Consider the following 26,221-nt stretch of genomic DNA (forward strand, 5'->3'; position numbering starts at 1 on the left):
TGATGAGCACTCCGCGACTGCTCTCCAACCGCTACGAGCTGGGTGAGACCCTCGGATACGGCGGCATGTCGGAGGTGCACAAGGGCCGCGACGTCCGGCTCGGCCGGGACGTGGCGATCAAGGTGCTGCGCGCCGACCTCGCCCGCGACGCCCAGTTCCAGGAGCGGTTCCGCAGGGAGGCGCAGAACTCCGCGGCGCTGAACCACCCCGCCATCGTCGCGGTCTACGACACCGGTGAGACCAACACCGAGTACGGGCCGCTGCCGTACATCGTGATGGAGTACGTGGACGGCCGCACGCTGCGCGACATCGTCAAGACGCAGGGCCCCATGTCGGGCAAGCGCGCGATGGAGATCATGGCGGACGTCTCGGCGGCGCTGGACTTCAGCCACCGGCACGGGATCGTGCACCGGGACGTGAAGCCCGCCAACGTGATGATCACCAGATCCGGCGCGGTGAAGGTGATGGACTTCGGCATCGCCCGGGCCGTGCACGACGGCCAGGCGGCGGTGACCCAGACGGCGGCCGTCATCGGCACCGCCCAGTACCTGTCACCGGAGCAGGCGCGCGGCGAGGCGGTGGACGCCCGGTCGGACGTGTACGCGTCGGGCTGCGTGCTGTTCGAGCTGCTGACCGGCGAGCCGCCGTTCACCGGCGACTCGCCCGTGGCGGTGGCCTACCAGCACGTGCGGGAGGACCCGAAGCCGCCGTCGGCGCTGAACCCGAAGGTGACGCCGGCGCTGGACGCCATCGTGCTCAAGGCGATGGCCAAGGGCCCCGCGAACCGCTACCAGTCGGCCGCCGAGATGCGCGCGGACCTGGTGCGCGTGCTGTCCGGGCAGCGCCCGTCCGCGCCCGCGGTGATGACGCCCGAGGACCGGACCGCGGTGCTCAACCAGTCGCCGCGCACCGAGGTCGCGTCGACCGGCGGCCGGCACCGGCCGTCGGCGCTGCGCGAGGAGCCCGCCGAGTACGACCCGCTCGCGGACGAGGAGGAGGAGCGGCGCGCCCGGCGCAAGAAGACGATCATGATCACGCTGGTCGTCCTCCTGTGCGTCGCGGTGCTCGGCCTCGCCGCCTGGATCACCAAGTCGCTGCTCGACGGCGACGACGGCGGCGGTGGCACGACGAAGATCGAGGTACCGCCGCTGAAGGGCCAGACCCAGTCGGCGGCCAGCGCGGAGCTGAGCCGGCTCGGGTTCAACCCGACGGTCAAGAACGTGCCGTGCCAGCCGGGCTCGCAGCCGGCGTGCACCGCCGAGGAGATCGGCAAGGTGATCGACACCGAGCCGGGCGCGGGCACGAAGCTGGACAAGTTCGCCAACGTGACGATCCTGGTGGGCGCGGCGCCCGAGGCGGTCGAGGTGCCGGACGTGCGCGGCCTCAGCGCCGCCGACGCGCAGAAGAAGCTCCAGGAAGCCGGGTGGGCGTTCAAGCAGGACTCGGCGACGGTCGAGGTCGAGGACCCGAAGCTGATCGACAAGGTGGCGAACCAGAACCCGTCGCCGGGCACCAAGGCGCCCAAGGGCAGCACGATCACCGTGACCCTGGGCAAGGGCCCGGACACCGCGCAGCTCCCGGACGTGACCGGCCAGTCCTTCTCCAACGCCAAGGCGACGTTGGAGGGCAACGGCTTCCGGGTGCAGTCCAAGGAGGTCGACAGCCCGGAGGACCAGGGCGAGGTGGTGGCTCAAAACCCCGGCCCCGGCCGCGTGGAGAAGGGCTCGCTGATCACGCTGAGCGTCTCCAGGGGCAACCAGATCCTGATGCCCGACCTGACCGGGCTGACCGAGAGCCAGGCGCGCAACAAGCTGAGCCAGCTCGGGTGGACCGGTGACCTGAACGTGTCCTCGAAGTCGCCGACCAACGACATCACGCAGGACAAGAAGATCATCGACCAGGAGATCAAGCCGAACGCGGCGATCGCCAAGAACGGCCGCGTGAACGTGGTCCTGGCGGAGTTCAAGGTCGGCTCGACGACCACCAGGTAGCGCGCTAGAAGCGAGAAGGCCCCCGGCTGCGCGCCGGGGGCCTTTCGTTTGTCCACAGGGTTGCCCACAGCGGTGGACAACTCGAACGGGTGTTCGATTCAGGCGCGCTGAGCTGCGGCGGCGAGCTGGCGCATGCCGTTCTCCAGGCGGGCCACGGTGGCCTCGGGGACCTCGAAGCCGCACACCGCGAGCCAGTTGGCGAGCATCCGGTGGCCGCCGTCGGTCAGCACGGACTCGGGGTGGAACTGGACGCCCTCGACCGGCAGCTCGCGGTGCCGCATGGCCATCACCACACCGGACTCGGTCCGCCCGGTGACCTCAAACTCGGCGGGGATCGTGTTCGGCAGCACGGTCAGCGAGTGGTAGCGGGTCGCGGTGAACGGGTTCGGCACGCCGGCCAGGACGCCCGCGCCGGTGTGGTGCACGACGCTGGTCTTGCCGTGCAGCAGCTCGGGCGCGAGGTCCACGGTGCCGCCCCACACCGCGCCGATGGCCTGGTGGCCGAGGCACACGCCGAACACCGGGACGCCGGTGTCCGCGCAGCGGCGGATGACGTCCATGCTCTTGCCGGCCTTGTCGGGCGTGCTGGGCCCGGGGCTGACGAGCACGCCGCCGACCTCGTCGACCTCGTCCGGCTCGACGGCGTCGTTGCGCCGGACGACGCACTCCACACCGAGCTGGGCGAGGTACTGGACGAGGTTGTAGACGAAGCTGTCGTAGTTGTCGACCACGAGCACGCGCATGTCCGCCAGCGTAGCCGTGACCAACCTCTCGTCAGAAGTGAGCTTAGGCTCACCTAACCTTGAGTTATGACACGTTCCCTGCGCGTCGCCGTCGTCGGCGCGGGCCCCGCGGGCATCTACGCCGCCGACACGCTGGTCAAGTCGGAGGCCGACGTCCGCATCGACCTGTTCGAGCGGATGCCCGCGCCGTACGGCCTGATCAGGTACGGCGTCGCCCCGGACCACCCGCGCATCAAGGGCATCGTCAACGCCCTGCAGCGCGTGCTGGACCGGCCGGAGGTCCGGTTCTTCGGCAACGTCGAGTACGGCATCGACGTCAAGCTGGACGACCTGCGCCAGTTCTACGACGCGGTCGTCTTCTCCACCGGCGCCGAGAAGGACCGCCCGCTCGACGTGCCCGGCATCGACCTCGACGGCTCGTACGGCGCGGCCGACTTCGTGTCCTGGTACGACGGCCACCCGGACGTGCCCCGCACCTGGCCGTTGCACGCCTCGCGGGTCGCCGTGCTCGGCGTCGGCAACGTGGCCCTGGACGTCGCCCGCATCCTCGCCAAGACCGCCGACGAGCTGCTGACCACGGAGATCCCGGACAACGTCTACGAGGGCCTGAAGGCCAGCCCGGTCACCGACGTCCACGTCTTCGGCCGCCGCGGCCCGGCCCAGGCCAAGTTCACCCCGCTGGAGCTGCGCGAACTCGACCACTCGCCGAACGTCGAGGTGATCGTGCACCCGGAGGGCATCGACTTCGACGCGGCCAGCATGGCGGCGATCCGGTCGAACAAGCAGGTCGAGATGGTCGTCAAGACCCTCCAGGAGTGGGCGATCCGCGACACCGGCGACCGCCCGCGCCGCCTGCACCTGCACTTCCTCGAAGCGCCCGTCGAGGTGCTCGGCGAGGACGGCCGCGTGGTCGGCCTGCGCACCGAGCGGATGGAGCTGACCGGCGACGGCGGCGTGCGCGGCACCGGCGAGCACACCGACTGGCCGGTGCAGGCGGTGTACCGGGCCGTCGGCTACCTGTCCTCGCACCTGCCGGACGTGCCGTTCGACCACCAGTCGGGCACCGTGCCGCACCAGGCGGGCCGCGTGCTGGACCTGGACGACCAGGCCATCCCGGGCGTGTACGTGACGGGCTGGATCAAGCGCGGCCCGATCGGCCTCATCGGCCACACGAAGGGCGACGCGCTGGAGACCGTGACCAGCCTGCTCGCCGACGCCCCCTTGCTGCCGGAACCGCCGGTCGCGGACCCGGACGCGGTGGTCCGGTTCCTGGAACAGCGGGCCGTGCCGTTCACGACCAACGAGGGCTGGCTCAAGCTGGACGCCCACGAGATCGCACTGGGCCGGGCACGAGGCCGCGACCGCATCAAGGTGGTGGACCGCACCGAGATGACCAACGCCTGCCACGGCAACTGACCCACAGGCCCGCCGCTGCCGCCACCCGCCAACCCGCCGCGGCACCGGCCGGCCAACCCGCCAACCGGCTCACCCGGCCGTTCGTCGGTGCCAACGGCCGCCCGCCCGTCGTTCGCCGGGCCGGGCGGCCGTTGGTGCGCGTCGGATTGTCGGTGGCGCGTGGGACGATCGAAGCGGGGGCCGGAGGCCGCGGGCTACTGCGGCGTCGTCACGTTGTTGAACGGCAGTTTCGGCTCGATCCACGGGAAGACCACGAAGAGCAGCAACGCCACCACGCCGGCCACCAGCACGGTCGCCTCCAGGATGCGCACCGGCAGCGGGCCGGGGAGGTGGCGCCAGATCCAGCCGTACATCACTGCTCCTTGAACTCTTCGGGCACGAACCCCTCCGCCTTCGGGTAGCCCTGCGTCAGCACGGCGTGCACGATGAGCCGCTGCTTGTCGGAGAACCGCGGGTGGCACGTGGTCAGGGTGAGCAGCGCGACCTGCTGGGCCTGGGGCACCTCACCGGCGAAGTGCGGCACGGGGTCGATGACCTCGCCCTGGGTCGGCAGCACGATCTCCTGGCCCACCGTCTTGTCGTACGGCGCGCCCAGCGGCGAGACCTTGCCGCACTTCGGGTCCTTGGCCTTGTCGCTCTGCGCCCACCCGGCGACCTCGCTCGCCTTGGGCAGCATGCGGTAGACGAACCACTCCGCCTTCGTCTCGACGATGATCGCGTCGCACGCGCCGAGCAGGTCGAGGTCGTTGAACGGCGCGCCCTTGCCGACCCGGTGACCCGCGACCGCGAAGTTGCCGGGCGCGCCGGGCAGCGCCGTGTTCACGTAGTGGCCGGGGCCGATCTCCAGGTGCTTGTCGCTGGTCCCCTCGACCACGGAGAACTTGTAGTCCGGGCCGAACGCCGGGATGTACATCTTGGCGAAGGCTTCGCCCTCGACCAGGTCGTACTGCACCTGCCGCTGCGGGTCCGCGCCCTGGACGGTGTTCGCGCCCCACTTGTCGTCCAGCGCGGAGGTGGCGTCGTCCTGCTTGCCCGCGGAGATGAGGTCGGTGATGTAGACCTCGTAGACCACGAAGAGCAGGATCACCAGGCCCAGCGTGATGAGCAGCTCGCCGACCGTGCGGACGGTCTTGCGGGCGGCGCTGTCCGGCGGGGGCGGTGGCGGCTCGTCGTCCTCGTAGTCGTCGTCTTCGTAGTAGTCGTCGTCGTACTCGTCTTCGTAGTCGTCGTAGTCGTCGTCGACCGGCTTGATGATCTCGGTCGGCGGGTCCACCGGCCGCGGGCGCGGGGGACGCGGCGGGCGCGCGGGGCCGGCCGGCGGCAGGCTGCCGGAGAACGCGCTGGTGTACCGGGTGGCGTCGGCCGGGGGCGGGCCGGGGTGCGGGCGGCGGCCGGGGGTCTGCGGTTCGGGGTCGCCGTTCAGGCGACGGCCCAGCGCCCCGCCGGGCGGGGTGCCACCGGGAGGGGTGCCCGGACCACGCGACCCCGGCATCCCGCCGGGTGGGGTGGCCGGACCACGCGCGATGCCGCCGGGCGGGGTGCCCGGCCCGCGGGAGACGCCTCCGGGCGGGGTGGCCGGCCCGCGCGGGATCCCGCCGGGCGGCGTGCCCGTGCTCGGACCGCGCGGCGGCAGCGGCTCCGGGGCGCGGCGGCGGCCACCCGGCTCGGGGACGTCTTCTGGCGCGCGGCGGCGTCCACCGGGTTCGAGGGCGTCCTCAGGTGCGCGGCGGCGGCCACCGGGCTCGGGGACGTCCTCAGGTGCGCGGCGGCGGCCACCCGGCTCGGGAGCGTTCTCGGGTGCGTGGCGCCGGCCGGTCGGCTGGTACCCGCCGGGCAGCGGTTCCGCGGGAGCGTGCCTGCGGCCACCCGGCTCGATGTGCCCGCCCAGGCTCGGCTCGTCGTCCTCGCGCAGTCGCCGCCGGCCGCCGGGCTCGGGGGTGAGGTGGCCCGAACGGGTCTCCGGGTCGTACCCGCGCGGTCCCGGCGCGGGGTCGTCCCAGCCGGGTGCGAACCGCGTGGCCTCCTCCGGCCCCGGGGGCGGGACCGGGGGGTGCGGCCGGGGGCGTGGCGGCGGGCCCGACGGGCCGCCTCGCGGCGGGGGCGGGTCGTAGCTCACCGAAAAACCTCCCGGGCCGAACGTTCCAGAACTACGCGGTGCTTCAGGGACCTGCTCGGTTACGTTAACGTGTTCATCCAGCAGTGGACGTAAACTCGCGCCACTGGAGGCTCATCCACCCGTCAGGCGAGGACAGAATGCCCAAGTCCAAGGTCCGCAAGAAGGCCGTCTACACGGCGCCGGCCGATCGCCGCACCCCGGTGAAGGTCAAGGCGGCGGGACCGTCGCACCCCGTCTACATCGCCGTGATGCTCGGCATGATGCTGCTCGGTCTGGCGTGGCTGGTGGTCAACTACATCGCGGGCGACAAGGTGCCGGTGATGATGGACCTCGGGAGCTGGAACTTCGGTATCGGGTTCGCCCTGATGATCATCGGTCTGCTCATGACCATGCGGTGGCGCTGACGACCTCGCTACGCCACGTGGCGGACGGCCCGGACGATCACACGTCCGGGCCGTCGTGCGTTAGCCGTTCGTTCACCCCGTTCACCGGCGGGTCACCGAAGCACAGAGATGTAAGTCATCCCCAATGGGGACAACTCCTGTGGACAACTTTGCGCCAATTTGCACAAGCGCCGGTAGAGCCCCTCAGTTGTCCACATGCGGAACACTCGACAGCGTGACGCCCCACCGTTCCTGGTCCCCCAGACCCGCCGCCGTGGCCCTCCTGTGGGTCCTGACCGCGGTCGCCCTCCTGCTCACCGTGCTGGGCCCCGACGCCGCCACGCGCCTGTTCATGGGCACCGGAACGGCCCTGGTCCTCGCCCTGGCGGCCTACGGGACGTTCGTGCGCCCCCGGCTCACCGCGGACGACACCGGCCTGACCGTCCGCACCCTCACCGGCCCGCGCCACCTGCCCTGGCACGAGGTCCACGTGAAGCTCGCCCACACCCGCCGCCTGGGCCGCGAGGTGGCCACCCTCGAACTGGACTGGCACCGCGGCGAGGACGAGCAGCTCTACGTGCTCACCCCGACCGACCTGGGCGCCGACCCGCGCGAGGTCGCGGACGTCCTGCACGCCCTGCGCCCCTAGGCCAGCTGCCCCGTCCGCACGGCCACCACCACCACGAACAGCACCAAGCCGGCCGCGACGACCGCCGCCTGGTACCACTCGCGCTTCTCCCGGGGCGCGAACACCAGCCCGGCGGTCACCGCCGCGCCCGCCACGAAACCGCCGGCGTGCCCGATGAGCGAAGCACCCGGCAGGGTGAAACTGGACACCACGTTGAGCACGAACACCGGCAGCACGACGCCGGGGTTGAACCCCATCGGCCGCATGGCCACCAGCACCGCGCCCATCAGCCCGTAGACCAGGCCGGACGCGCCCGCGCCGATCGATCCCGGGTTGCCGAACAGGTACACCGCCGCGCCGCAGCCGAGGATGGACAGCACCGACACCGCGAGGAACCGGGCCGTCCCGAACGCGGGCTCCAGCAGCCAGCCCAGGATGGCCAGCCACACCATGTTCAGCGCCAGGTGCAGGAACCCGAAGTGCGTGAACGCGTTGGTAACGAACCGCCACCATTCGCCGTCCACCACGACCGCCCACGGCCACAGGCCGAAGTCGCCGAACAGCGGCGCCCGCTCGACGTCGAGGGGGTTGCCCGCCTGGACCGCCAGCACCACGAACACCAGCAGGTTCAGCCCGACCAGCGCCGGGGTGGCGAGCAGCCGCCCACGCCCCTCCGTGCCCATGAAGTTGCGGGCGCGGCGGACCGTGCGGCGGCCCTCGTCCACGCAGTCGACGCAGTGGTAGCCCACCGGCGCGTCGCGCAGGCACTCGGGGCACGCCGGCCGGTCGCACCGGCTGCAGCGCAACCCGGTGACCCGGCCGGGGTGCCGCACGCAGGCGACAGCGCCGACCGGGTCACCCGGCGCGACAGGACCGCTCATCGCGCGGGGTCAGGAACGCTCGATCGAGACCTTGTTGATCACCACGTCGGTGACCGGGCGGTCGCCGGCGCCGGTCGGCGCGTTGCCGATCGCGTTCACGACGTTGATCGACTCCTGGTCGGCGACCTCGCCGAAGATGGTGTGCTTGAAGTTCAGCCAGGTCGTCGGCGCGACCGTGATGAAGAACTGGGAGCCGTTGGTGTTGGGCCCGGCGTTCGCCATCGCCAGCAGGTACGGCTTGTTGAACTGCAGTTCCGGGTGGAACTCGTCGGCGAACTTGTAGCCCGGGCCGCCGCGGCCGGTGCCGGTCGGGTCGCCGCCCTGGAGCATGAAGCCCGCGATGACGCGGTGGAAGATCGCGCCGTCGTAGAACGGGCCGCTCTTCTCGCCGCGGGCGTTGGCCTCGCTGTAGTCCTTGGTCCCCTCCGCCAAACCGACGAAGTTCGCCACCGTCTTGGGAGCGTGGTCGGGGAAGAGGTTGATGCGGATGTCGCCCTGCGTGGTGTGCAGGGTCGCCGTCACCTTGGTCCCGACGAGCGAGTCGTTGCTGTCTGCCACGCACACCATCGTGCCATCCGCCGGGCGGGGTGGTTGGGGAAGGGGCAGGATGGGTATTGCCAAACCGTGACTGACCGACGTCTTGTGGAGCAGAAATGGATGAGGTAGCTGCCATGACCCGAGCCGGGGAGTCGGTTGGCAAGGCCGTGGGCACGGGTATCCGCGCGGTGCGCCGCGGTGCGGTCCGCGCCGGTCACGTCGGCGCCGAGACGGCTGCGACCTGGGCCGGACGGGCCGAGGAGCGGCTCGCCGAGCGGGGCGTGACGGCCGACCACATCCGCGGCATCGTCGCGGACCGCGCGGGGCTGCTGGTGGAGAAGGCGGAAGAGGTCGAGAAGTCGACCCGCAAGACCCGCAAGCAGCTCGCGAAGAAGGCCAAGGGCGTCCGCAAGGACCTGGCCAAGGCCGCCGAGCGCGCCCGCAAGGAGGCCAAGGTGCGCGCCAAGGACGTGCGCAAGGCGGCCAAGCAGGCCCGCAAGGAGATGGCCAGGGCGCAGCGGCCCGCGCCCCGCAGGTGGCCGTGGGTGCTGGGCATCCTCGTGGCCGGCGTCGTCGCCGGGTACGTGGCCCTGACCCGCCGGCCGCAGGAGGTCCACCTGGAAGAGGAGGAGGCCGTCGAGCCGACTCCGCGCAGTTCCACTTCCCAGGGTCCGACGCCGCCCACCGCGACGCCGTCGGACGCCGAGGAGCACGCGACCCGCAACGGCCGCGTCTCCGACCGGAGCTGACCCCCGGCACGTCGCGCCCGCTCACCCGGTGTGAGCGGGCGCGAAGCACGTCTAGAGGCCGAGGTTGGCCACGACGGTCTCGGCGACCCGCTTGGTCTTGATGCTCTGCTTCTGGTTGCTGGTCACGACGACCGCGTCGCCGTCCTTCGCCACCGCGTAGACCGCGCCCTCGGGCAGCACGAGCGACCCGCCCTTCCAGCCGTCGGGCGCGCTCGCCGGGCTGGACTTGTCCACCGGCACGGCCCGGTCGACCACGGCCTTCGCCGTCGCCGGGTCGCCGTGGAACACCCACACGGACAACTGCACGTCGGTGGCGTTCGCGTAGAAGAAGCACGCCGGGTCCGGCCGGTCGGCGGAAAGCCGAACCTTCCGGACGAGCTGACCGTTGGCCTCCGCGACGTACGACGACTCCAGGTACGGGCACTCGCCGTCGACGGTGGGCTCCGGCTCCGGCGGCGGTCCGGCGGGCGCGGTCGTGGTCGGCTCGGCCGGCACCGGGGCGTTGGTCGCCACGGGCGCGGGCTGGGCGGTGCACGCGGCCAGGGCGCCGAGGGCGAGCAGGCTGGGCAGGGCGGTTCGCAGCACTCGGTTCATAGGGCCGAGAGTCAATCAGACGAGCGATCCGGTCGAACGACCGACAGGTGATCGACAGGGTGACCACCTAGGCACGCACCGTGTCCGGCGCTAGCTTTGAACCACCCTGCCAGGCCGCCCCTGCAATGTGAGGACTGACTCGTTATGAACGTGTTGGACCGCGGCCGAGATCACGCGTTGGCGCTGTTCAGGATCGTCGTCGGAGTGTTGTTCGTGTGCCACGGCGCACAGAAGCTGTTCGGGGTGCTCGGCTCGAAGGGCGCGGTGTCCATCACGTCCTGGCCGTCCGGCCCCGCCGGCGTCATCGAGCTCGTCGGCGGCGCGTTGATCGTGCTCGGCCTGGGGACGCGGGTCGCCGCGCTCGTCTCGTCGGGCGCGATGGCCTACGCGTACTTCGTGGTGCACCAGCCCAAGGGGCTGTTGCCGATCGAGAACCACGGCGAGCTGGCCGCCGTGTACTCGTGGGTGTTCCTCCTGCTGGTGTTCACCGGGCCGGGCGCGTGGGCGCTCGACCGGGTGATCGCCTCGCGGAAGGAAACCGGTTCGACGAGGCCCGCGCACGTTTAGGGGCACGGGGTGGGGCGTCCCGCGGGGCGCCCCACCTCACCGGCGCACGCGGTACCTGGTGTGCGTGACCAGGTCGGTGCCCCGGCTCTCCACGGGCTCCAGGTCCAGCCGGCCGACCCCGTCGAACAGCCGCGCGCCCGCGCCGAGCGTGATGGGCGCGACGTGCAGCCACAGCTCGTCCACCAGGCCGGCCGCGAGGCACTGGTCGACCACCGAAGCGCCGCCCGCGATCGCGACGTCCCGGTCACCGGCCGCCTCGCGGGCCCGGGCCACCGCCGCCTCGACGCCGTCGGTGACGAAGTGGAACGTGGTGCCGCCGAGCATCTCGACCGGCTCGCGCGGGTGGTGGGTCAGCACGAACACCGGCGCGTGGTACGGCGGGTCGTCGCCCCACCAGCCGCGCCAATCGCCCGCCCACTCGCCGCGCACGGGGCCGAACATGTTGCGGCCCATCACGAACGCGCCCGCGCCGGTGATCGCGGCCAGCTCCGCCCGGTGCAGGTCGGGCTGCTCGAACATCCAGCGGTGCAGCAGCTCGCCGTCCACGCCCAGCGGGTCCTCGACGCTCTGGTCCGGTCCGGCGACGAACCCGTCCACCGAGACCGTGATCCCGCACGTGACGATGCCCACACCGCTCCCCCCGACCGCGGAAACGCCAAAAGGCCCGCGAGTGTTCGCGAGCCTTCAAACGTGGAGACGAGGGGAATCGAACCCCTAACCCCCGCCTTGCAAAGGCGGTGCTCTGCCAATTGAGCTACGTCCCCCTCACGAGGGGCGGCAGCACCGCCCTCGCGGGTCAGTCGGTGGGGGCGGTGGCCTCGCGCCACAGGTCAGCGTCGGCCTTGGCCGAGCGGCTGCGCTTGACGAAGAACAGAACCGCACCGGCGACGGCGACAAGTGCGATGATCTTCTTCACAGCAGTTCCCCTCTGCAATCCTGTGAAACTTCCGGTGGGCCTAGGAGGACTTGAACCTCCGACCTCTTCATTATCAGTGAAGCGCTCTAACCGCCTGAGCTATAGGCCCTCGGGGCAACGACGGCAACAGTACACGATCGCCCGTCGCCGCCCCAAATCGCCGGTGTCACTCGCGCTCGGACAGGGTCACTTCCAGTCCGCCCGCGAGGTCCGCCGACACGTTGTAGACGAACGCGCCGACCGTCGCCAGCGCCGTGAACAGCACGATGTTGACCGCGCCGACGATCGCCGCCACGCCGAACACGCGCCCGGCGCTGATCAACGGGTCGCCGGAGGCCTCGTTGCCCTGGAGCAGGTCGTTGGCCGTGTTGTTGATCTTGTCCCACACGCCCATGCCGTTCAGCACGCCGTACAGAACACCGACCGCGACCAGCCACACGAAGAACAGCGCCACGCTGAGCACCAGGGCCAGCTTGAGCACCGACCACGGATCGACCCGCTTGACCTGGAGGCTCGCCCGGCGCGGGCCCCGGCCGGGCCGGCGCGCGGACGTCGCCGACGCGGCCGGACGGCCGTTGGCCGCGCCCAGGTTCACCGAGGTGCGCGCGGCGCCCTGCGGCGCGGCGGTGCCCGTGATCACCGGTCGCGCCACGGCGACGGTGTCCGGGTCCTGCGCCGGGTACGCCGGCTGCGCGCCCTCCTCGGCGGGCTGCTCGGGCGGCGGGTCGCCGGGCCCGACCTGCTTGGCCTCGGCGTACTGCGCGTCGCTGGTCACCCGCGCCCACGGCGGGGGTGTGGCCGGCGCCTCCTGCTCGGCGGGCGCCGGCGTGTCACCACCCGACGAGCCCTGGCCAGACGACGTCTGCACCGTCGGCTCGTCGCCCGGTGTCTTCTCGGCACCGGGCCGGGTGATCACCGCGGTCTTGTCCTCTGGCTTCTCGGGTGAGCTCACGAGCAGTCCTCAACCTCTCGTCCGCGCTAGTTGGCAGGCTCCGCCTGGTCGGTCTCGGCGCCGTCACCAGTGGTGACGTCTCCGGCCTCGTCGGCGTTGCGTGCCACCGCGATGAGAGTGGTCCCTTCGCCGAGGTTCATCAACCGGACGCCCTTCGTCTGCCTGCCCGCTTTGCGCACCTCCGCGGCGCTGGTGCGGATCACACCGCCCGCGGACGTGATCGCGTACAGCTCGTCGTCGACGTCGACGATGAGCGCGCCGACAAGCCTCCCACGGCGCCGGTCGTGCTGGATGGTCAGCACACCCTTCCCACCGCGTCCCTGCACCGGGTAGTCCTCGATCGGCGTGCGCTTGGCGTACCCACCGTCGGTGGCCACCAAAACAAACAGACCCTCTTGGACGACACCCATGGACAGCAGCTCGTCCCCGGTGTTGAACCGCATGCCCTGGACGCCGGAGGTCGCGCGGCCCATCGGGCGCAGCGCCTCGTCGTTCGCGTGGAACCGGATGGACTGGCCGTCCTTGGACACCAGCAGCAGGTCGTCGTCGGCCGAGCAGAGCACGGCGCCGACCAGCTCGTCGTCCTCGCGCAGGTTGATGCCGATGAGACCACCCGATCGGTTGGAGTCGAAGTCGGACAGCTTCGACTTCTTCACCAGGCCCTTGCGGGTGGCCAGCACCAGGTACGGCGCGACCTCGTAGTTCTTGATCTGGATGACCTGGGCGATCTCCTCGTCCGGCTGGAACGCGAGGAGGTTGGCCACGTGCTGGCCGCGCGCGTTCCGGTTGGCCTCGGGCAGCTCGTACGCCTTGGCGCGGTACACCCGGCCCTTGTTGGTGAAGAACAGGATCCAGTCGTGCGTGGAGCACACGAAGAAGTGCGCCACGATGTCGTCCTGCTTGAGCTGCGCGCCCTGCACGCCCTTGCCGCCGCGCTTCTGCGAGCGGTACAGGTCGGTCTTGGTGCGCTTCGCGTAACCCGTCCGGGTGATCGTGACGACGACGTCCTCGACCGCGATGAGGTCTTCCATCGACACGTCGCCGTCGAACGGCACGATCTTGGTGCGCCGGTCGTCGCCATGCTTCTCCACGATCGCCATCAGCTCCTCGCGCACGATGGCGCGCTGCCGCTCCGGCTTGTCGAGGATGTCCTTCAGGTCGGCGATCTCGACCTCGATCTCGGCCAGCTGGTCGATGATCTTCTGCCGCTCCAGGGCCGCCAGGCGGCGCAGCTGCATCTCCAGGATCGCGTTGGCCTGGATCTCGTCGACGTCGAGCAGCTCCATCAGGCCGGTGCGCGCCACCTCGGGCGTCTCCGACCGGCGGATCAGGGCGATCACGGCGTCGAGCTGGTCGAGCGCCTTGACCAGGCCGCGCAGGATGTGGGCCCGCTCCTCGGCCTTGCGCAGCCGGAAGCGGGTGCGCCGGACGATGACCTCGATCTGGTGCTTCACGTAGTGCCGGATCATCTGGTCCAGGCGCAGCGTGCGCGGCACGCCGTCGACCAGGGCCAGCATGTTCACGCCGAACGAGTACTGCAGCTGGGTGTGCTTGTAGAGGTTGTTCAGCACGACCTTGGCGACCGCGTCCCGCTTGAGCGTGACCACGATCCGCATGCCCGAGCGCTTGTTGGACTCGTCGGCGATGTTCGCGATGCCGGTGAGCTTCTGGTCGCGGACCAGGGCGGCGATGTTCTCCACCAGGTTGTCCGGGTTGACCTGGTAGGGCAGCTCGGTGACGACCAGGATGGTGCGGCCCTTGGCGTCCTCGTCGATCTCGACGACGGCGCGCATCTTCACCGAGCCGCGGCCGGTGCGGTAGGCCTCCTGGATGCCGGAGGTGCCGAGGATCTGGCCGTAGGTCGGGAAGTCGGGGCCCTTGATCCGCTCGATCATGGCCTCCAGGGTCTCCTCGTCGGAGGCCTCGGGGTTGTCCAGCGCCCACACCACGCCGTCCGCGACCTCGCGGAGGTTGTGCGGCGGGATGTTGGTGGCCATGCCGACCGCGATGCCGGACGAGCCGTTGATCAGCAGGTTCGGGATGCGCGACGGGAGGACCGTCGGCTCCTGGATGCGGCCGTCGTAGTTGTCGCGGAAGTCGACGGTCTCTTCCTCGATGTCCGCGAGCATGTGCATGGCCAGCGGCGTGAGCCGGCACTCCGTGTACCGCATGGCGGCGGCGGGGTCGTTGCCCTGGGAGCCGAAGTTGCCCTGGCCGTCGATCAACGGGTAGCGCAACGCCCACGGCTGGGCGAGGCGGACCAGCGCGTCGTAGATCGCCGAGTCGCCGTGCGGGTGGTAGTTGCCCATGACGTCGCCGACGACGCGGGCGCACTTGTTGTAGCTGCGGTCCGGGCGGAACCCCGAGTCGAACATGGAGTACAGCACCCGGATGTGCACCGGCTTGAGGCCGTCGCGCACGTCCGGGAGCGCGCGGCCCACGATCACGCTCATCGCGTAGTCGATGTAGGAGCGCTGCATCTCCTGCTGGATGTCGACCGGCTCGGTGCGGTCGACATCCGGGGGCAGGGTCGTCTCGGTCACGGTCCTTCTTCCTCTTCGACTTCCGGCCTACGGGTGGTGGAGGGGCTCACACGTCCAGGAAGCGGACGTCCTTGGCGTTGCGCGTGATGAAGCTGCGCCGCGCCTCGACGTCCTCGCCCATGAGCACGCTGAACAGCTCGTCGGCGGTGGCCGCGTCGTCCATCGTGACCTGGAGCAGCACCCGGTTGGCCGGGTCCATCGTCGTCTCCCACAGCTCCTCGGCGTTCATCTCGCCGAGGCCCTTGTAGCGCTGGATGTTGTCGTCCTTGCCGATCTTCTTGCCCGCCGCCAGGCCGCGCTCGATCAGGCCGTCGCGCTCCTTGTCGGAGTAGGCGAACTCCGGCTCGGCGCGCTGCCACTTGATCTTGTAGAGCGGCGGCGACGCGAGGTACACGTGGCCGTGCTCGATCAGCGGGCGCATGAACCGGAACAGCAGCGTGAGCAGCAGCGTGCGGATGTGCTGGCCGTCGACGTCGGCGTCGGCCATCAGCACGATCTTGTGGTAGCGCAGCTTGGCGAGGTCGAAGTCCTCGTGGATGCCGGTGCCCAGCGCGGTGATCAGCGACTGGACCTCGTTGTTCTTCAGCACGCGGTCGATGCGCGCCTTCTCCACGTTGATGATCTTGCCCCGGATCGGCAGGATCGCCTGGAACATGGAGTCCCGGCCCTCCTTGGCCGAGCCGCCCGCGGAGTCGCCCTCCACGATGTAGATCTCGCACTCCTCCGGGTTGGTGGAGCGGCAGTCCTTGAGCTTGCCGGGCAGGCCGCCGATGTCCAGCGCGCCCTTGCGGCGGACCAGCTCGCGGGCCTTGCGGGCGGCGATGCGGGCCTGCGCCGACGACACCGCCTTGGTGACGATCGTCTTGGCCTCGTTCGGGTGGCGCTCGAACCAGTCGGCCAGGTGCTCGTTGGTCGACTTCTGCACGAACGACTTGGCCTCGCTGTTGCCCAGCTTGGTCTTGGTCTGGCCCTCGAACTGGGGCTCCTTGAGCTTGACCGAGATGATCGCGGCCAAGCCCTCGCGGATGTCGTCGCCGGTGAGGTTGCTGTCCTTCTCCTTGAGCAGCTTCTTGTCGCGCGCGTACTCGTTGACCACGCGGGTCAGCGCGGCGCGGAAGCCCTCCTCGTGGGTGCCGCCCTCGTGCGTGTTGATCGTGTTGGCGAAGGTGTAGACCGACGGCGTGTAGCCGGTGTTCCACTGCATCGCCACCTCGACCTCCAGCTCATCGCTCTTGGCCTCGAACGCGATGACCTTCTGGTGCACGGCCTCGCGGGTGTGGTTGATGTGGCGGACGAAGTCCTCCAGGCCGCCGGGGTAGTGGAACGTGCGCTCGCGCACGCGCGCGACGTGACCCTCGGCGTCGGCCTCCTCGTCCTCGGCGCGCACGCGCTCGTCGCGCAGGACGATGGTGAGGCCCTTGTTGAGGAACGCCATCTCCTGGAGCCGCCGGGAGATGGTCTCCAGGTTGTACTCGGTGGTCTCGAAGATCTCCGGGTCCGCCCAGAACGTGACGGTCGTGCCGGTCTCCTCGGTGGCCTCGCCCTTGCGCAGCTCGTGCGCGGGCTTGCTGGCCTCGAAGCGCTGGTTCCACGTGAAACCGTCGCGCTTGACCTCGACGTCGACCGCCGTCGACAGCGCGTTGACCACGGAGATGCCGACGCCGTGCAGACCGCCGGAGACCGCGTAGGAGTCGCTGTCGAACTTGCCGCCCGCGTGCAGGACGGTCAGCACGACCTCCAGCGTCGGCCGCTTCTCGACCGGGTGCATGTCGACCGGGATGCCGCGGCCGTCGTCCACGACCCGGACGCCGCCGTCGGCCAGCAGGGTCACCTCGACCTTGCTCGCGTAACCGGCCATCGCCTCGTCGACCGAGTTGTCCACCACCTCCTGGATCAGGTGGTGCAGACCGCGCTCGCCGGTGGACCCGATGTACATGCCGGGCCGCTTGCGGACCGCCTCCAGGCCCTCCAGGACGGTGATCGAGGACGCGCTGTACTCATTCTTCTTGGCTGCCACGGGCCTGGTGTCTCCTCGGACTACGGGGCGACTCGCCACGGAAGGTGTGACGCTGGAGTCACGCTACCCCCCGATTCTACCGGGCGAGGCGCGCAGAAACCCATCAAGGACACCCCTGGTTCGCTCACAGACGGGCCGAAGTGAACGCGGATGGGTCCGGACGGCCGTTGACGGGGTGCGAAACGGCTGGTGAGCGCTCACCGCGCCACAGGATCGCCGCTGAGCCCCTCGCGTGGCTCACCCGTAGGTGTCACGTGGTCCGCGCCCGGGAACGTGCAGCGGGCCGTAGCGCCAACTCGGCGCCGCCGGGCCCTGCACCTTCAACCGCAGGACGACGCCGTTGCCGACGCCCGCCGCGATCTTCTTGAGCAGCTCGCGCTGGAGCAGCCGCAGCTGCGTGGCCCACGCCGTCGAGTCGGCCTGGACGGTCAGCTCGCCGTCACTGAACGCGACCGGGCGCGCGTGCTCGGCTACGTCCTCGCCGACCAACTTCCCCCACCGCGCGAAGACCTGGCCGCCCGCGAGGCGCTCGGTCCAGCCGCGGTCGGCGGCGATCCGGGAGGCGATCCGACCCAGCGGCTGGGGGTCGCGGTCGTCGGGCCCGGGACCGGACCACGAACGCCGCCGGCGGCGGGCGCCGGCACCGCCGCGACCGCCCTTCCGGACGCGCGCGCCGCGCTCCTTCGCCGACGCGCGGGCCGCGTCGAGGGCCGCGCGAGCCAGGTCCGAGCCGCGCAAACCACCCTCTGGTGTGACTTCAGGTGTGGACAAGTCCCTGTCTGTGCCGGAGTTATCCACACCATCCACAGGGTTGTCCCCAGATGTGCCGTCGATCACACCCTTTTGGGGCAGTGCGTCAGACACGGCGCACCTCCCCGTGGCCGACCTCGAACCGGGCGCCGTCCAACTCCTCCGGCACGTCCTCCGCGACCGCCGCGGTGATCAGCACCTGCTCCGCGCCGGCCGCCACCTTCGCGAGCTGCCGCCGCCGGCCGCGGTCGAGTTCGGCGAACACGTCGTCCAGCACGAGCACCGGTTCGGCGCCCTCCGCGCGCAGCAGCTCGTACCCGCCGAGCCGCAGGGCGAGCGCGAACGACCACGACTCTCCGTGACTGGCGTAGCCCTTGGCGGGCAGGTCGCCCAACGCCAGCTCCAGGTCGTCGCGGTGCGGGCCGACCAGGCACACGCCCCGCTCGACCTCCTGCGACCGCACCCGGCGCAGCTCCGCCAGCAACGACTCCTCCAGCGCGTCCCGATCATGCGTTCCCGGGAAAGCATCGCCCAGGCTCGACCGGTACGCGATCCGAGCGGGCCGCGACTGTCGCTCGTCCCCCAGCCCACCCCCGGCGACCTCGGCGTAGGCCTGCGCCACGTGCGGCGCGATGTCCGCCACCAGGTCCAGCCGGCCCGCCAGCAGCTCCGCGCCGTGCCGCGCCAAGTGCCCGTCCCACACGTCCAGCGTCGAGATGTCCGCCGACCGCGTCGCCTTCACGCTCTTCAGCAACGCGCCGCGCTGCTTGAGGACGCGCTCGTAGTCCGACCGCACCCCGGCGTACCGCGGCGACCGGGTGGTGAGCAGCTCGTCCAGGAACCGCCGCCGCTCGCCGGGGTCGCCGCGCACCAGCGCCAGGTCCTCCGGCGCGAACAGCACCGTCCGCAGGATGCCCAGCACGTCGCGCGGGCGCGGCACCGGGCCGCGGTTGATCCGCGCCCGGTTCGCCTTGCCCGCCGTGATCTCCAGCTCGACCAGCAGCTCGCGGCCCTCGTTGACCACGGCCGCCCGCACCACCGCGCGCGGCGCGCCGTGCCGGATCAGCGGCGCGTCCGTCGCCACCCGGTGCGAGCCGAGGGTCGCCACGTAGCCGAGCGCCTCGACCAGGTTGGTCTTGCCCTGGCCGTTGCGCCCGACGAGGACGCTCACCCCCGGCTCGAACGCCAGGTCCGCCTGCTCCCAGGACCGGAAGTCGGTCACCTGGAGGTGTCTGACGTACAACTCAGCTCTGCGTGGTTCCGGTGCCCGACGACGGACCGGCCGACACCACCGCGTGCCCGCCGAACTGGTTGCGCAGCGCCGCCACCGCCCGCATCGCCGGCGAGTCGTCCTGGCGCGAGGCGAACCGGGCGAACAGCGCGGCGGAGATCACCGGCGCGGGCACCGCGTGGTTGATCGCCTCCTCGACCGTCCACCGGCCCTCGCCGGAGTCCTCGACGTGACCGCGCAGGTCGTCCAGCTCCGGGTCCGACTCCAGCGCGCGGACCAGCAGGTCCAGCAGCCAGGACCGGACGACGGTGCCGCGCTGCCACGCCTTGATCGTGGCCGGCACGTCCTCGACGACCTTCGAGGCCTCCAGCAGCTCGAAGCCCTCGGCGTAGGCCTGCATCAGGCCGTACTCGATGCCGTTGTGCACCATCTTCGCGAAGTGGCCCGCGCCCACCCGGCCGGCGTGCGCGAAGCCCTCCTCGCGCGGACCCTCCGGGCGCAGCGCGTCGAAGATCGGCATGGCGCGCTCGACGTGCTCGGGCTCGCCGCCGACCATCAGGCCGTAGCCGTTCTCCAGGCCCCACACGCCACCGGACACACCGCAGTCCAGGTAACCGATGCCCTTGGCGCCCAGCGCCTCGGCGTTCTCGGCGTCGTCGGTGAACCGGGAGTTGCCGCCTTCGATCACGAGGTCGCCCTCGGACAGCAGCTCGCCGAGTTCGGCGATCGTCTGCCGGGTGATGTCACCGGCGGGCACCATCACCCACACGACGCGCGGCGACTCCAGCTTCGCCACCATGTCGGCCAGCGAGTCGGCGTCGGTCACGTCCGGGTTCCGGTCGTAGCCCACCACCTCGTGGCCCGCGCGGCGAATCCGCTCGCGCATGTTGAACCCCATCTTGCCGAGGCCGACGAGTCCGAGCTGCACGGTGGTTCCTCTCCCCTGGAAGTTCTTGATCAGCCGGGCAGGCGCACGGGCATGAGCAGGTAGAGGTAGCCCGGCGCCACGTTCCCATCCTCGTCCACCGGCTTGAGCAGTGCCGGGCGGCTCGGTGTGGTGAAGGACAAGTGGGCGCGCGGCGTCCGCACCGCCTGCAGCCCTTCGAGGAGGTAGGTCGGGTTGAACGCGATGGTCACCGCCTCGCCGGTGTACTCGACCGGCAGCTCCTCCTCCGCGCTGCCCTCGTCGTCGCCGCCGGCCGACAGGCGCAGCACCGAGTCGACGAACTCCAGCCGCACCTGGGTGCCGCGCTCGGCGACCAGCGACACGCGCTTGATCGCCTGCACCAGCGTGTCCACCTCGATGACCGCGGCGGCCGAGTGCTCGGTCGGCAGCAGCTGGCGGTACTTGGGGAAGTCGGCGTCGAGCAGGCGGGTGGTGGTGCGGCGGCCGGTGCCCGACAGGCCCAGCAGCCCGTCGTTGGCCGCGAGCGACAGCTCGACCTTCGCGCCGGACGCCCCGAGCGTCTTGGCGGAGTCGTTGAGCGTCTTGGCCGGCACGAGCACGGCGACCTCGCCGAGCTCCGCGTTGGGCGCCCACTCGAACTCGCGCATCGCGAGCCGGAACCGGTCGGTGGCCACGAGGGTCAGCTTGCCCTCGCCGATCTCCAGCCGCACGCCGGTCAGCATCGGCAAGGTGTCGTCCTTGCCCGCCGCGACGGCGACCTGGTTGACCGCCTCGCCGAACACCTCGCCCGGCAGCTCGCCGACGAGCTGCGGCATGGACGGCAGTTGCGGGTAGTCCTCGACCGGCATGGTAGGCAGGCTGAACCGGGCGCTGCCGCAGCTGATCGTCATGCGCGCGCCGTCCACCGCGATCTCGACGGGGTGGTTGGGCAGCGCCTTGGTGATGTCGGCCAGCAGCCGGCCGCTGACCAGCGCCTTGCCGCCGTCCGCGATCGTCGCCGGGACGCCGCACTGGGCGGAGACCTCGTAGTCGAACCCGGAGACGGTGAGCGCGTCGCCCGACCCGTCCTCGGCCCCGGCATCGAGCAGCACGCCGCCGAGCACCGGGACCGGCGGCCGGGACGGCAGGCTGCGCGCGACCCAGGCGACGGCGTCGGCCAGGCCGTCGCGCTCGACGCGGATCTTCATGAGGCGTCCTTTCTCAAGTTCCTCAAGTCGGCATGACCCACAGCAGCAAGCGTTGCGGTGGGGGTTCGGGGAGCCGCGTCCCTCGCCGGAGAGCTCCGACCCTCGGCGCGGAGGCTCCACCGTAGAGCTTCCTCGGGGACTTCGTCACCTCGGGGCGGCCCCGGGTGTCGCCCCGGGTGCGAGCCCTGTCCCCGGGTGTCCACGCCGGCTGTTTTTTCTTTGTTCATCTCTTCAAGGGAAGACAACAGCAACAGCAGTAAGGGCTGTGGACAGTGTGGACAACGTCCGTTCCCGCAGCTCGTCGCCCGGTTGGAGGTGTGGACGAACACGGGTCGTCACCCGGGGACAGATCGCCGCCCCCGGGGAGAACTACGGCGGTGGTCCGTTCGGTCCACAGATCGGCCGAGTTGTCCCCGGGTGCATCCCCGGGTGTGGGTCGAGTTCTCCCCGGGTGCTGCACAGGGTGATCGTGGCCTGGATCTCCCCCGATCGGCGAGTTCCCTGGGCTTTGTGGACAACTTTTCCCGCGGGTTCACCCGCCCGCACCCGGGGTCGAGCGGCCCTGGTGGCGGTCGCGGGCACCTCCGGGACCCGTTCCGCGACCTCCACGGCCACCCCACGACGACACCTCGCCCGCCCCCGGGCGCGGCCACCGCGGCGCTCCCGCCACACCCGGGGACGCGTCTCCCGCCCCCGGGCGCGCGCCCATCCCGCACCCCGGCCCCCGGGTGCGGGCCCGCCCCGGGGACGCACCTCGCCCCCGGACGCGAACCCGCCCCGGACGCGAACCCGCCCCAGGGACGAACCCGCCCCGGGGGTGCCCCGCTTCCGAACCGGCACCCGCCCCGGCGCGTCCCGAGGCGGGTGCCGGTCCGGAAGCGGGGCGGTGCCGGTCGGGAAGGTCGTCCGCTCAGCCGGCGCGGCAGCGACTCGGCGGGTCCGCCCCGGACCACCGCCAGACCGACCAGCGCCGTCGAGCACCGCGACCCGATGCAGACCACGGCCGGCCACCGCGGGAACACAGCCACGCCCCGGCCACCGCGAGCAGTGGTCGAGGGGGTGCCCGATGACGGGTAGGCGCGGTGGCCGGAGAGGTAGGTGTGCGCGTGCGCCAGTGCCGGAACGTCGGTGGCGCCGGTCCGCGCGCCCTACCGGCGCGTCTTCAACCCGCGCGGCTCACGGCGCGGATCGGCGGGGCGCTGGCGGGTGGGAGGGTCAGGGGGTGTGGCGGGCCCGCTGCTTGATGCGGGAGGTCAGCTCCTGCACCTGCTCGTACACCCGCCGCCGCTCGGCCATCTCCTTGCGGATCTTCTTGTCCGCGTGCATGACCGTCGTGTGGTCGCGACCGCCGAACGTCTGGCCGATCTTCGGCAGCGACAGGTCGGTCAGCTCGCGGCACAGGTACATGGAGATCTGCCGCGCCTGCGCCAGCACCTTCGTCTTGCCGGGGCCGCACAGGTCGTCGATCGTGACGCCGAAGAACTCCGCCGTCACCGCCATGATCGTCGGGGCGGTGATCTCCGGCGCGTGGGAGTCCGGGATGAGGTCGCGCAGCACTATCTCGGCCAGCTGCACGTCCACCGGTTGCCGGTTGAGCGACGCGAACGCCGTCACCCGGATCAGGGCGCCCTCCAGCTCGCGGATGTTCCGCTCGATCCGGGCCGCGATGAACTCCAGCACCTCGGCCGGGGCCGCGAGCCGGTCCTGGGCCGCCTTCTTGCGCAGGATCGCGATCCGGGTCTCCAGCTCGGGCGGCTGGATGTCGGTGATCAGGCCCCACTCGAACCGCGTGCGCAGCCGGTCCTCCAGGGTCTCCAGCCGCTTGGGCGGCCGGTCGGAGGACACCACGATCTGCTTGTTCGAGTTGTGCAGCGTGTTGAACGTGTGGAAGAACTCCTCCTGCGTGCCTTCCTTGCCCTCCAGGAACTGGATGTCGTCCACCAGGAGCACGTCGATGTCCCGGTAGCGGCGCTGGAAGGCGACCTTGCGGTCGTCGCGCAGGGAGTTGATGAAGTCGTTGGTGAACTCCTCCGTGGACACGTACCGCACCCGCATCCCGGGGAACAGCCGCTGCGCGTAGTGGCCCACGGCGTGCAGCAGGTGGGTCTTGCCCAGACCCGACTCGCCCCAGATGAACAGCGGGTTGTACGCGCGCGCCGGCGCCTCGGCGACCGCGACCGCCGCCGCGTGGGCGAAGCGGTTCGACGCGCCGATCACGAAGGTGTCGAAGTTGTACTTCTCGTTCAGCCGGGTCTGCGAGGACGCCGGGTTCGCGGGCCGCGTGAACGGCATCCCGCTCGGCGCGCCGCCACCGCCGCCGAACGTCGGCCAGATCTCGGTGACCGTGGCGAGGGCGTCGCCCTCCTCGTCCACCTCTTCGTCGGTCTCGGTCTCCTCGCCGACGACGAGCCCGCCCCCCGGGACGGGCGGCAGGTCCGGCGGGACCACCCCGTTGGTGGGTACCCCGTTCGGGGGTACGGGCACGGGGATGGGCGTGGTCGGCGGGCCGTTGACCGGCTCCGGCGAGTCGACCTTCACCGCCAGCGACACGGCCCGGCCGAGGCGGCGGGACAGGGCGGCGGTGATCGGGTCGCGCAGCGCCCGCTCGATGGCTTCCTTGGCGAACTCGGACGGCGCGGCGAGCAGCGCGGTGCCGTCGAGCAGGCCGATGGGACGGGTCACGCGCATCCAGGCGCGTTGCTGCGGTGAGAGCGTGCTGGCAGCCAGTTCCTGCACGACCTGTTCCCACACGAGACCCAGATCGGCCTGGTGGTCGGACACCTCCGCGCTCCCCTCCCCTCGGTGTGACTCCCCCGCGGTCAGCCCCCGGGGACCGCCACGACGTGGACACGGAGAATAGAGGCATCCACAGAGTTATCCACAACTGTGCACGAACGCGCGTCGGAGTGCAGCGGTTCCCCCCGTTGCTTTCCCGACACCGGTGCGGTCCGTGCGACGCTGCGTCGGCCACGGCTACCCGCGAAGGCAGCACGCTAACAAGGAGCGGGCTCTGCCACAAGACGTCGGTCGTCGCAAGCGTTTTACGTGCCGGATGCGTCGCGGTCGGTGGTCGGCGGGAGCGTCCGCCGCGCCCTCGATGATCGCCGGACCCGCCTGCCCCGGACCCCGATTTGGGTCCCGCCCCCGGGGACGCGTACCCTGGACCGGTCTCCGATTGCGAGGCGTGCTCTTCGCGCGCCCTATGAACGGCCGGGGACCACCACAGACGTTAAGCATCGGGAGTCCGACCGTGAGCAAGGGTAAGCGCACCTTCCAGCCCAACAACCGCCGCCGCGCGAAGACGCACGGCTTCCGGCTGCGTATGCGCACCCGTGCCGGTCGCGCCATCCTGGCCGCGCGCCGCAGCAAGGGCCGCAAGCAGCTCTCCGCCTGATCGCCGCAGCGCCGTGCTTCCCGCGGCCAACCGGCTGACCCGCAGCCAGGACTTCGGCCTGGTGGTCCGCCGAGGCCGCCGGGCCGGCCGGCCCCGGCTGGTCGTGCACGCCCTCGTGCCGACCCCGGCGGGTGTTCCAGCAGGCACCCCGGTCGCGGCGGAGGACGTCGCGACCGGTCGAACGTCGGCGCAGCCCACCTCGGACGTGCAGTCCAAGGTGGGCTTCGTCGTGAGCAAGGCCGTGGGCAACTCCGTGGTCCGGCACCGGGTGAGCCGCCGGCTCCGCCACGTGGTGCGGGACCGGTTGCCCGGCCTGCCCCCCGGCTCGTCGCTGGTCGTGCGGGCGCTGGCCCCGGCGGCGACGGCGAGCAGCGCCGACCTGGCCGCCGACTTCGACGCGGCGCTGCGCAGGTTGCTGCGATGACCGGGACCCGAGTGAGCCCCGTGACGCGGGCGCTGTTGCTGCCGATCCACTTCTACCGGCGGTTCATCTCCCCCGCGTTGCCCCCGACCTGCCGTTTCCACCCGAGTTGCAGCACGTACGCGGTGGAGGCGCTGACCGTCCACGGTCCGTTGCGCGGCTCCTGGCTGGCCCTGCGCCGGCTGCTGCGCTGCGGACCCTGGCACCCTGGTGGCCTGGACCCCGTTCCGCCGAGGCGAACCACGGTCCCCGACGTTTCTGCCGAGGAGTAGCAAGTGCTCAACTTCATCTACTACCCGGTGTCCTTCATCCTGTGGTGTTGGCACTGGGTGTTCGGACACGTCTTCGGCGAGTCGAGCGGGTTCGCGTGGGCGCTGGCCGTGGTGTTCCTCGTCTTCACGCTGCGCGCGCTGCTGTTCAAGCCGTTCGTCGGCCAGGTGCGCTCGATGCGGAAGATGCAGGAGTTCGCGCCCGAGATCCAGAAGATCAAGAAGAAGTACCCGAACGACAAGCAGCGCCAGGCCCAGGAGATGCAGAAGCTCCAGGCCGAGCACGGCGTGAACCCGCTCGGCGGCTGCCTGCCGATGCTGGTGCAGATCCCGGTGTTCATCGGCCTGTTCCACGTGCTGCGCTCGTTCAAGCCCGGCTGGGGCGAGGTGTACTTCTTCGACGCGCAGGGCGTCGAGTCGTTCGTCAACGCCAAGCTGTTCGGCGTCAACCTCTCGACCTTCATCACGATGCCCGCCAACGAGCTGGAGCAGTTCGCGACCGAGCGGACGTCCGTGCTCTACGTCGCGATCCCGCTGATGATCGTCGCGTCGATCGCCACGCACTTCACCGCGCGGCACTCGGTGGCCCGCCAGACGCAGGCCGCCGCCGAGAACCCGCAGACGGCGATCATGAACAAGCTGACGCTCTACATCTTCCCGCTGGGCGTGCTCGTCGGTGGCCTCTTCTTCCCCATCGCGATCCTGCTCTACTGGCTGAGCAACAACATGTGGACCCTCGGCCAGCAGTACGTCGTGTACCACCGCATCGACCGCGAGGAAGCCGCGAAGAAGGAAGCGGTCGTCGAGAAGCGCCAGGCGCTCGCGCCGCGGCCCGGTGCGAAGCCGAAGCCGGGCGCCAAGCCCGGCGCCACGGCCGCGAAGAAGCCCGCCGCGCAGGACACGCCGCCGTCGGACGAGCAGACCGGCAACGGCAAGCCGTCCACCGAGATCCCCGGTCTGAGCCCAGACCGATCCCCGGGCAAGAAGCAGGGCAACAAGAAGCGTCGTTGACCCTGGAGAGGAGACATC

General features: G+C 71.0%; 25 protein-coding genes, 2 tRNA genes and 1 pseudogene. 10 read left to right on the plus strand and 18 right to left on the minus strand.

Features of this window, described 5'->3' with window-relative positions:
- Positions 1 to 2: 2 nt before the first annotated feature.
- Complete coding sequence (gene pknB, locus AB0A74_RS12160) at positions 3 to 1,991, plus strand: Stk1 family PASTA domain-containing Ser/Thr kinase (RefSeq protein ID WP_358248855.1); 1,989 nt, start codon at positions 3 to 5, stop codon at positions 1,989 to 1,991.
- A 98-nt stretch (positions 1,992 to 2,089) separates the two neighbouring features.
- Here pknB and AB0A74_RS12165 read toward each other — a convergent pair whose 3' ends face one another.
- Positions 2,090 to 2,734: an aminodeoxychorismate/anthranilate synthase component II gene (locus tag AB0A74_RS12165; protein ID WP_358248856.1), complete on the minus strand. Its 645-nt coding sequence runs from the start codon at positions 2,732 to 2,734 to the stop codon at positions 2,090 to 2,092.
- A gap of 66 nt (positions 2,735 to 2,800) precedes the next feature.
- Here AB0A74_RS12165 and AB0A74_RS12170 point away from each other — a divergent pair, with 66 nt between their 5' ends.
- Complete coding sequence (locus AB0A74_RS12170; protein WP_358248857.1) at positions 2,801 to 4,150, plus strand: FAD-dependent oxidoreductase; 1,350 nt, start codon at positions 2,801 to 2,803, stop codon at positions 4,148 to 4,150.
- Positions 4,151 to 4,344: 194 nt separating this feature from the next.
- On the opposite strand, the gene AB0A74_RS12175 is transcribed toward AB0A74_RS12170, so the two are convergent.
- Entirely contained in the window at positions 4,345 to 4,503 is a 159-nt protein-coding gene (locus AB0A74_RS12175; protein WP_343933772.1) for a hypothetical protein, read from the minus strand.
- Entirely contained in the window at positions 4,503 to 6,266 is a 1,764-nt protein-coding gene (locus AB0A74_RS12180; protein ID WP_358248858.1) for a class E sortase, read from the minus strand. The genes AB0A74_RS12175 and AB0A74_RS12180 overlap by 1 nt, the downstream gene beginning before the upstream one ends.
- Positions 6,267 to 6,403: 137 nt before the next feature.
- Between AB0A74_RS12180 and crgA the strand changes: the two genes are divergently transcribed.
- Together crgA and AB0A74_RS12190 are read left to right on the plus strand one after the other, a co-directional pair.
- Positions 6,404 to 6,670, plus strand: a complete 267-nt coding sequence (gene crgA, locus AB0A74_RS12185) for a cell division protein CrgA (RefSeq protein WP_121223886.1) — start codon at positions 6,404 to 6,406, stop codon at positions 6,668 to 6,670.
- A gap of 214 nt (positions 6,671 to 6,884) precedes the next feature.
- The gene (locus AB0A74_RS12190; protein WP_358248859.1) at positions 6,885 to 7,298 is read left to right on the plus strand and encodes a PH domain-containing protein; all 414 of its coding nucleotides are present in this window, start codon (positions 6,885 to 6,887) and stop codon (positions 7,296 to 7,298) included.
- On the opposite strand, the gene AB0A74_RS12195 is transcribed toward AB0A74_RS12190, so the two are convergent.
- Both AB0A74_RS12195 and AB0A74_RS12200 read right to left on the minus strand, forming a co-directional pair.
- Positions 7,295 to 8,158 carry a rhomboid family intramembrane serine protease gene (locus AB0A74_RS12195; protein ID WP_358248860.1) on the minus strand — a complete coding sequence of 288 codons (864 nt, stop codon included), beginning with the start codon at positions 8,156 to 8,158 and terminating at the stop codon, positions 7,295 to 7,297. The two genes, AB0A74_RS12190 and AB0A74_RS12195, sit on opposite strands and share 4 nt — an antisense overlap.
- A gap of 9 nt (positions 8,159 to 8,167) precedes the next feature.
- Positions 8,168 to 8,725 (minus strand): peptidylprolyl isomerase, encoded by a 558-nt coding sequence (locus AB0A74_RS12200; protein ID WP_343933776.1) that lies wholly within the window; start codon positions 8,723 to 8,725, stop codon positions 8,168 to 8,170.
- An 86-nt stretch (positions 8,726 to 8,811) separates the two neighbouring features.
- Here AB0A74_RS12200 and AB0A74_RS12205 point away from each other — a divergent pair, with 86 nt between their 5' ends.
- Positions 8,812 to 9,444 carry a hypothetical protein gene (locus AB0A74_RS12205; protein ID WP_358248861.1) on the plus strand — a complete coding sequence of 211 codons (633 nt, stop codon included), beginning with the start codon at positions 8,812 to 8,814 and terminating at the stop codon, positions 9,442 to 9,444.
- Between the two features lie 51 nt (positions 9,445 to 9,495).
- On the opposite strand, the gene AB0A74_RS12210 is transcribed toward AB0A74_RS12205, so the two are convergent.
- Positions 9,496 to 10,038, minus strand: coding sequence for a DUF2020 domain-containing protein (locus AB0A74_RS12210; RefSeq protein ID WP_358248862.1), 543 nt, complete (start codon positions 10,036 to 10,038; stop codon positions 9,496 to 9,498).
- Between the two features lie 144 nt (positions 10,039 to 10,182).
- On the opposite strand from AB0A74_RS12210, the gene AB0A74_RS12215 reads away from it, so the two are divergent.
- Complete coding sequence (locus AB0A74_RS12215; RefSeq protein ID WP_358248863.1) at positions 10,183 to 10,605, plus strand: DoxX family protein; 423 nt, start codon at positions 10,183 to 10,185, stop codon at positions 10,603 to 10,605.
- A gap of 36 nt (positions 10,606 to 10,641) precedes the next feature.
- On the opposite strand, the gene AB0A74_RS12220 is transcribed toward AB0A74_RS12215, so the two are convergent.
- The 12 genes and pseudogenes from AB0A74_RS12220 to dnaA all read right to left on the minus strand — a co-directional run bounded on the left by AB0A74_RS12220 (position 10,642) and on the right by dnaA (position 23,889).
- Positions 10,642 to 11,235: a dihydrofolate reductase family protein gene (locus tag AB0A74_RS12220; protein WP_343933780.1), complete on the minus strand. Its 594-nt coding sequence runs from the start codon at positions 11,233 to 11,235 to the stop codon at positions 10,642 to 10,644.
- Positions 11,236 to 11,296: 61 nt separating this feature from the next.
- Positions 11,297 to 11,369, minus strand: a tRNA-Ala gene (locus tag AB0A74_RS12225).
- 35 nt (positions 11,370 to 11,404) lie between these two features.
- A pseudogene (locus tag AB0A74_RS12230) lies at positions 11,405 to 11,521 on the minus strand (DLW-39 family protein); the annotation flags it as partial.
- 35 nt (positions 11,522 to 11,556) lie between these two features.
- Positions 11,557 to 11,630: transfer RNA gene (locus AB0A74_RS12235), tRNA-Ile, on the minus strand.
- A 57-nt stretch (positions 11,631 to 11,687) separates the two neighbouring features.
- Positions 11,688 to 12,473, minus strand: coding sequence for a DUF3566 domain-containing protein (locus AB0A74_RS12240; protein WP_358248864.1), 786 nt, complete (start codon positions 12,471 to 12,473; stop codon positions 11,688 to 11,690).
- 26 nt (positions 12,474 to 12,499) lie between these two features.
- A complete protein-coding gene (gene gyrA, locus AB0A74_RS12245; RefSeq protein WP_358248865.1) occupies positions 12,500 to 15,016 on the minus strand; it encodes a DNA gyrase subunit A in 2,517 nt (838 codons plus the stop codon).
- 46 nt (positions 15,017 to 15,062) lie between these two features.
- The gene (gene gyrB / locus AB0A74_RS12250) at positions 15,063 to 17,033 is read right to left on the minus strand and encodes a DNA topoisomerase (ATP-hydrolyzing) subunit B (protein WP_358248866.1); all 1,971 of its coding nucleotides are present in this window, start codon (positions 17,031 to 17,033) and stop codon (positions 15,063 to 15,065) included.
- 237 nt (positions 17,034 to 17,270) lie between these two features.
- The gene (locus AB0A74_RS12255; RefSeq protein ID WP_343933784.1) at positions 17,271 to 17,771 is read right to left on the minus strand and encodes a DciA family protein; all 501 of its coding nucleotides are present in this window, start codon (positions 17,769 to 17,771) and stop codon (positions 17,271 to 17,273) included.
- Positions 17,772 to 17,889: 118 nt separating this feature from the next.
- Positions 17,890 to 19,026, minus strand: coding sequence for a DNA replication/repair protein RecF (recF, locus tag AB0A74_RS12260; RefSeq protein ID WP_358248867.1), 1,137 nt, complete (start codon positions 19,024 to 19,026; stop codon positions 17,890 to 17,892).
- A 1-nt stretch (position 19,027) separates the two neighbouring features.
- Complete coding sequence (gnd, locus tag AB0A74_RS12265; RefSeq protein WP_358248868.1) at positions 19,028 to 19,942, minus strand: phosphogluconate dehydrogenase (NAD(+)-dependent, decarboxylating); 915 nt, start codon at positions 19,940 to 19,942, stop codon at positions 19,028 to 19,030.
- 29 nt (positions 19,943 to 19,971) lie between these two features.
- Positions 19,972 to 21,108, minus strand: a complete 1,137-nt coding sequence (dnaN, locus tag AB0A74_RS12270; protein WP_358248869.1) for a DNA polymerase III subunit beta — start codon at positions 21,106 to 21,108, stop codon at positions 19,972 to 19,974.
- Positions 21,109 to 22,323: 1,215 nt separating this feature from the next.
- On the minus strand, positions 22,324 to 23,889 hold the full coding sequence (gene dnaA / locus AB0A74_RS12275; RefSeq protein WP_358248870.1) for a chromosomal replication initiator protein DnaA: 1,566 nt from the start codon (positions 23,887 to 23,889) through the stop codon (positions 22,324 to 22,326).
- A 469-nt stretch (positions 23,890 to 24,358) separates the two neighbouring features.
- Between dnaA and rpmH the strand changes: the two genes are divergently transcribed.
- From rpmH to yidC, 4 genes are read left to right on the plus strand one after another with little or no spacing between them, the layout of a single operon-like run.
- Positions 24,359 to 24,502, plus strand: coding sequence for a 50S ribosomal protein L34 (gene rpmH, locus AB0A74_RS12280; RefSeq protein ID WP_033428178.1), 144 nt, complete (start codon positions 24,359 to 24,361; stop codon positions 24,500 to 24,502).
- A gap of 13 nt (positions 24,503 to 24,515) precedes the next feature.
- Positions 24,516 to 24,926 carry a ribonuclease P protein component gene (gene rnpA / locus AB0A74_RS12285; RefSeq protein WP_358248871.1) on the plus strand — a complete coding sequence of 137 codons (411 nt, stop codon included), beginning with the start codon at positions 24,516 to 24,518 and terminating at the stop codon, positions 24,924 to 24,926.
- Entirely contained in the window at positions 24,923 to 25,195 is a 273-nt protein-coding gene (gene yidD, locus AB0A74_RS12290) for a membrane protein insertion efficiency factor YidD (protein WP_309110015.1), read from the plus strand. Before rnpA ends, yidD begins: the two co-directional genes overlap by 4 nt.
- A gap of 3 nt (positions 25,196 to 25,198) precedes the next feature.
- Positions 25,199 to 26,203, plus strand: a complete 1,005-nt coding sequence (yidC, locus tag AB0A74_RS12295) for a membrane protein insertase YidC (RefSeq protein ID WP_358248872.1) — start codon at positions 25,199 to 25,201, stop codon at positions 26,201 to 26,203.
- Positions 26,204 to 26,221 lie beyond the last annotated feature (18 nt).

The sequence above is a fragment of the Saccharothrix sp. NPDC042600 genome (assembly GCF_040647305.1).
Taxonomy (GTDB): domain Bacteria; phylum Actinomycetota; class Actinomycetes; order Mycobacteriales; family Pseudonocardiaceae; genus Actinosynnema; species Actinosynnema mutabilis.

Coding starts and splice junctions, on each gene's coding strand:
- AB0A74_RS12215 (WP_358248863.1), top strand. CDS start 10,183: ATGAACGTGTTGGACCGCGGCCGAGATCACGCGTTGGCGCTGTTCAGG.
- AB0A74_RS12205 (WP_358248861.1), top strand. CDS start 8,812: ATGGATGAGGTAGCTGCCATGACCCGAGCCGGGGAGTCGGTTGGCAAG.
- AB0A74_RS12210 (WP_358248862.1), bottom strand. CDS start 10,038: ATGAACCGAGTGCTGCGAACCGCCCTGCCCAGCCTGCTCGCCCTCGGC.
- AB0A74_RS12195 (WP_358248860.1), bottom strand. CDS start 8,158: ATGAGCGGTCCTGTCGCGCCGGGTGACCCGGTCGGCGCTGTCGCCTGC.
- pknB (WP_358248855.1), top strand. CDS start 3: ATGAGCACTCCGCGACTGCTCTCCAACCGCTACGAGCTGGGTGAGACC.
- AB0A74_RS12165 (WP_358248856.1), bottom strand. CDS start 2,734: ATGCGCGTGCTCGTGGTCGACAACTACGACAGCTTCGTCTACAACCTC.
- yidD (WP_309110015.1), top strand. CDS start 24,923: ATGACCGGGACCCGAGTGAGCCCCGTGACGCGGGCGCTGTTGCTGCCG.
- AB0A74_RS12170 (WP_358248857.1), top strand. CDS start 2,801: ATGACACGTTCCCTGCGCGTCGCCGTCGTCGGCGCGGGCCCCGCGGGC.
- AB0A74_RS12175 (WP_343933772.1), bottom strand. CDS start 4,503: ATGTACGGCTGGATCTGGCGCCACCTCCCCGGCCCGCTGCCGGTGCGC.
- dnaN (WP_358248869.1), bottom strand. CDS start 21,108: ATGAAGATCCGCGTCGAGCGCGACGGCCTGGCCGACGCCGTCGCCTGG.
- AB0A74_RS12200 (WP_343933776.1), bottom strand. CDS start 8,725: ATGGTGTGCGTGGCAGACAGCAACGACTCGCTCGTCGGGACCAAGGTG.
- crgA (WP_121223886.1), top strand. CDS start 6,404: ATGCCCAAGTCCAAGGTCCGCAAGAAGGCCGTCTACACGGCGCCGGCC.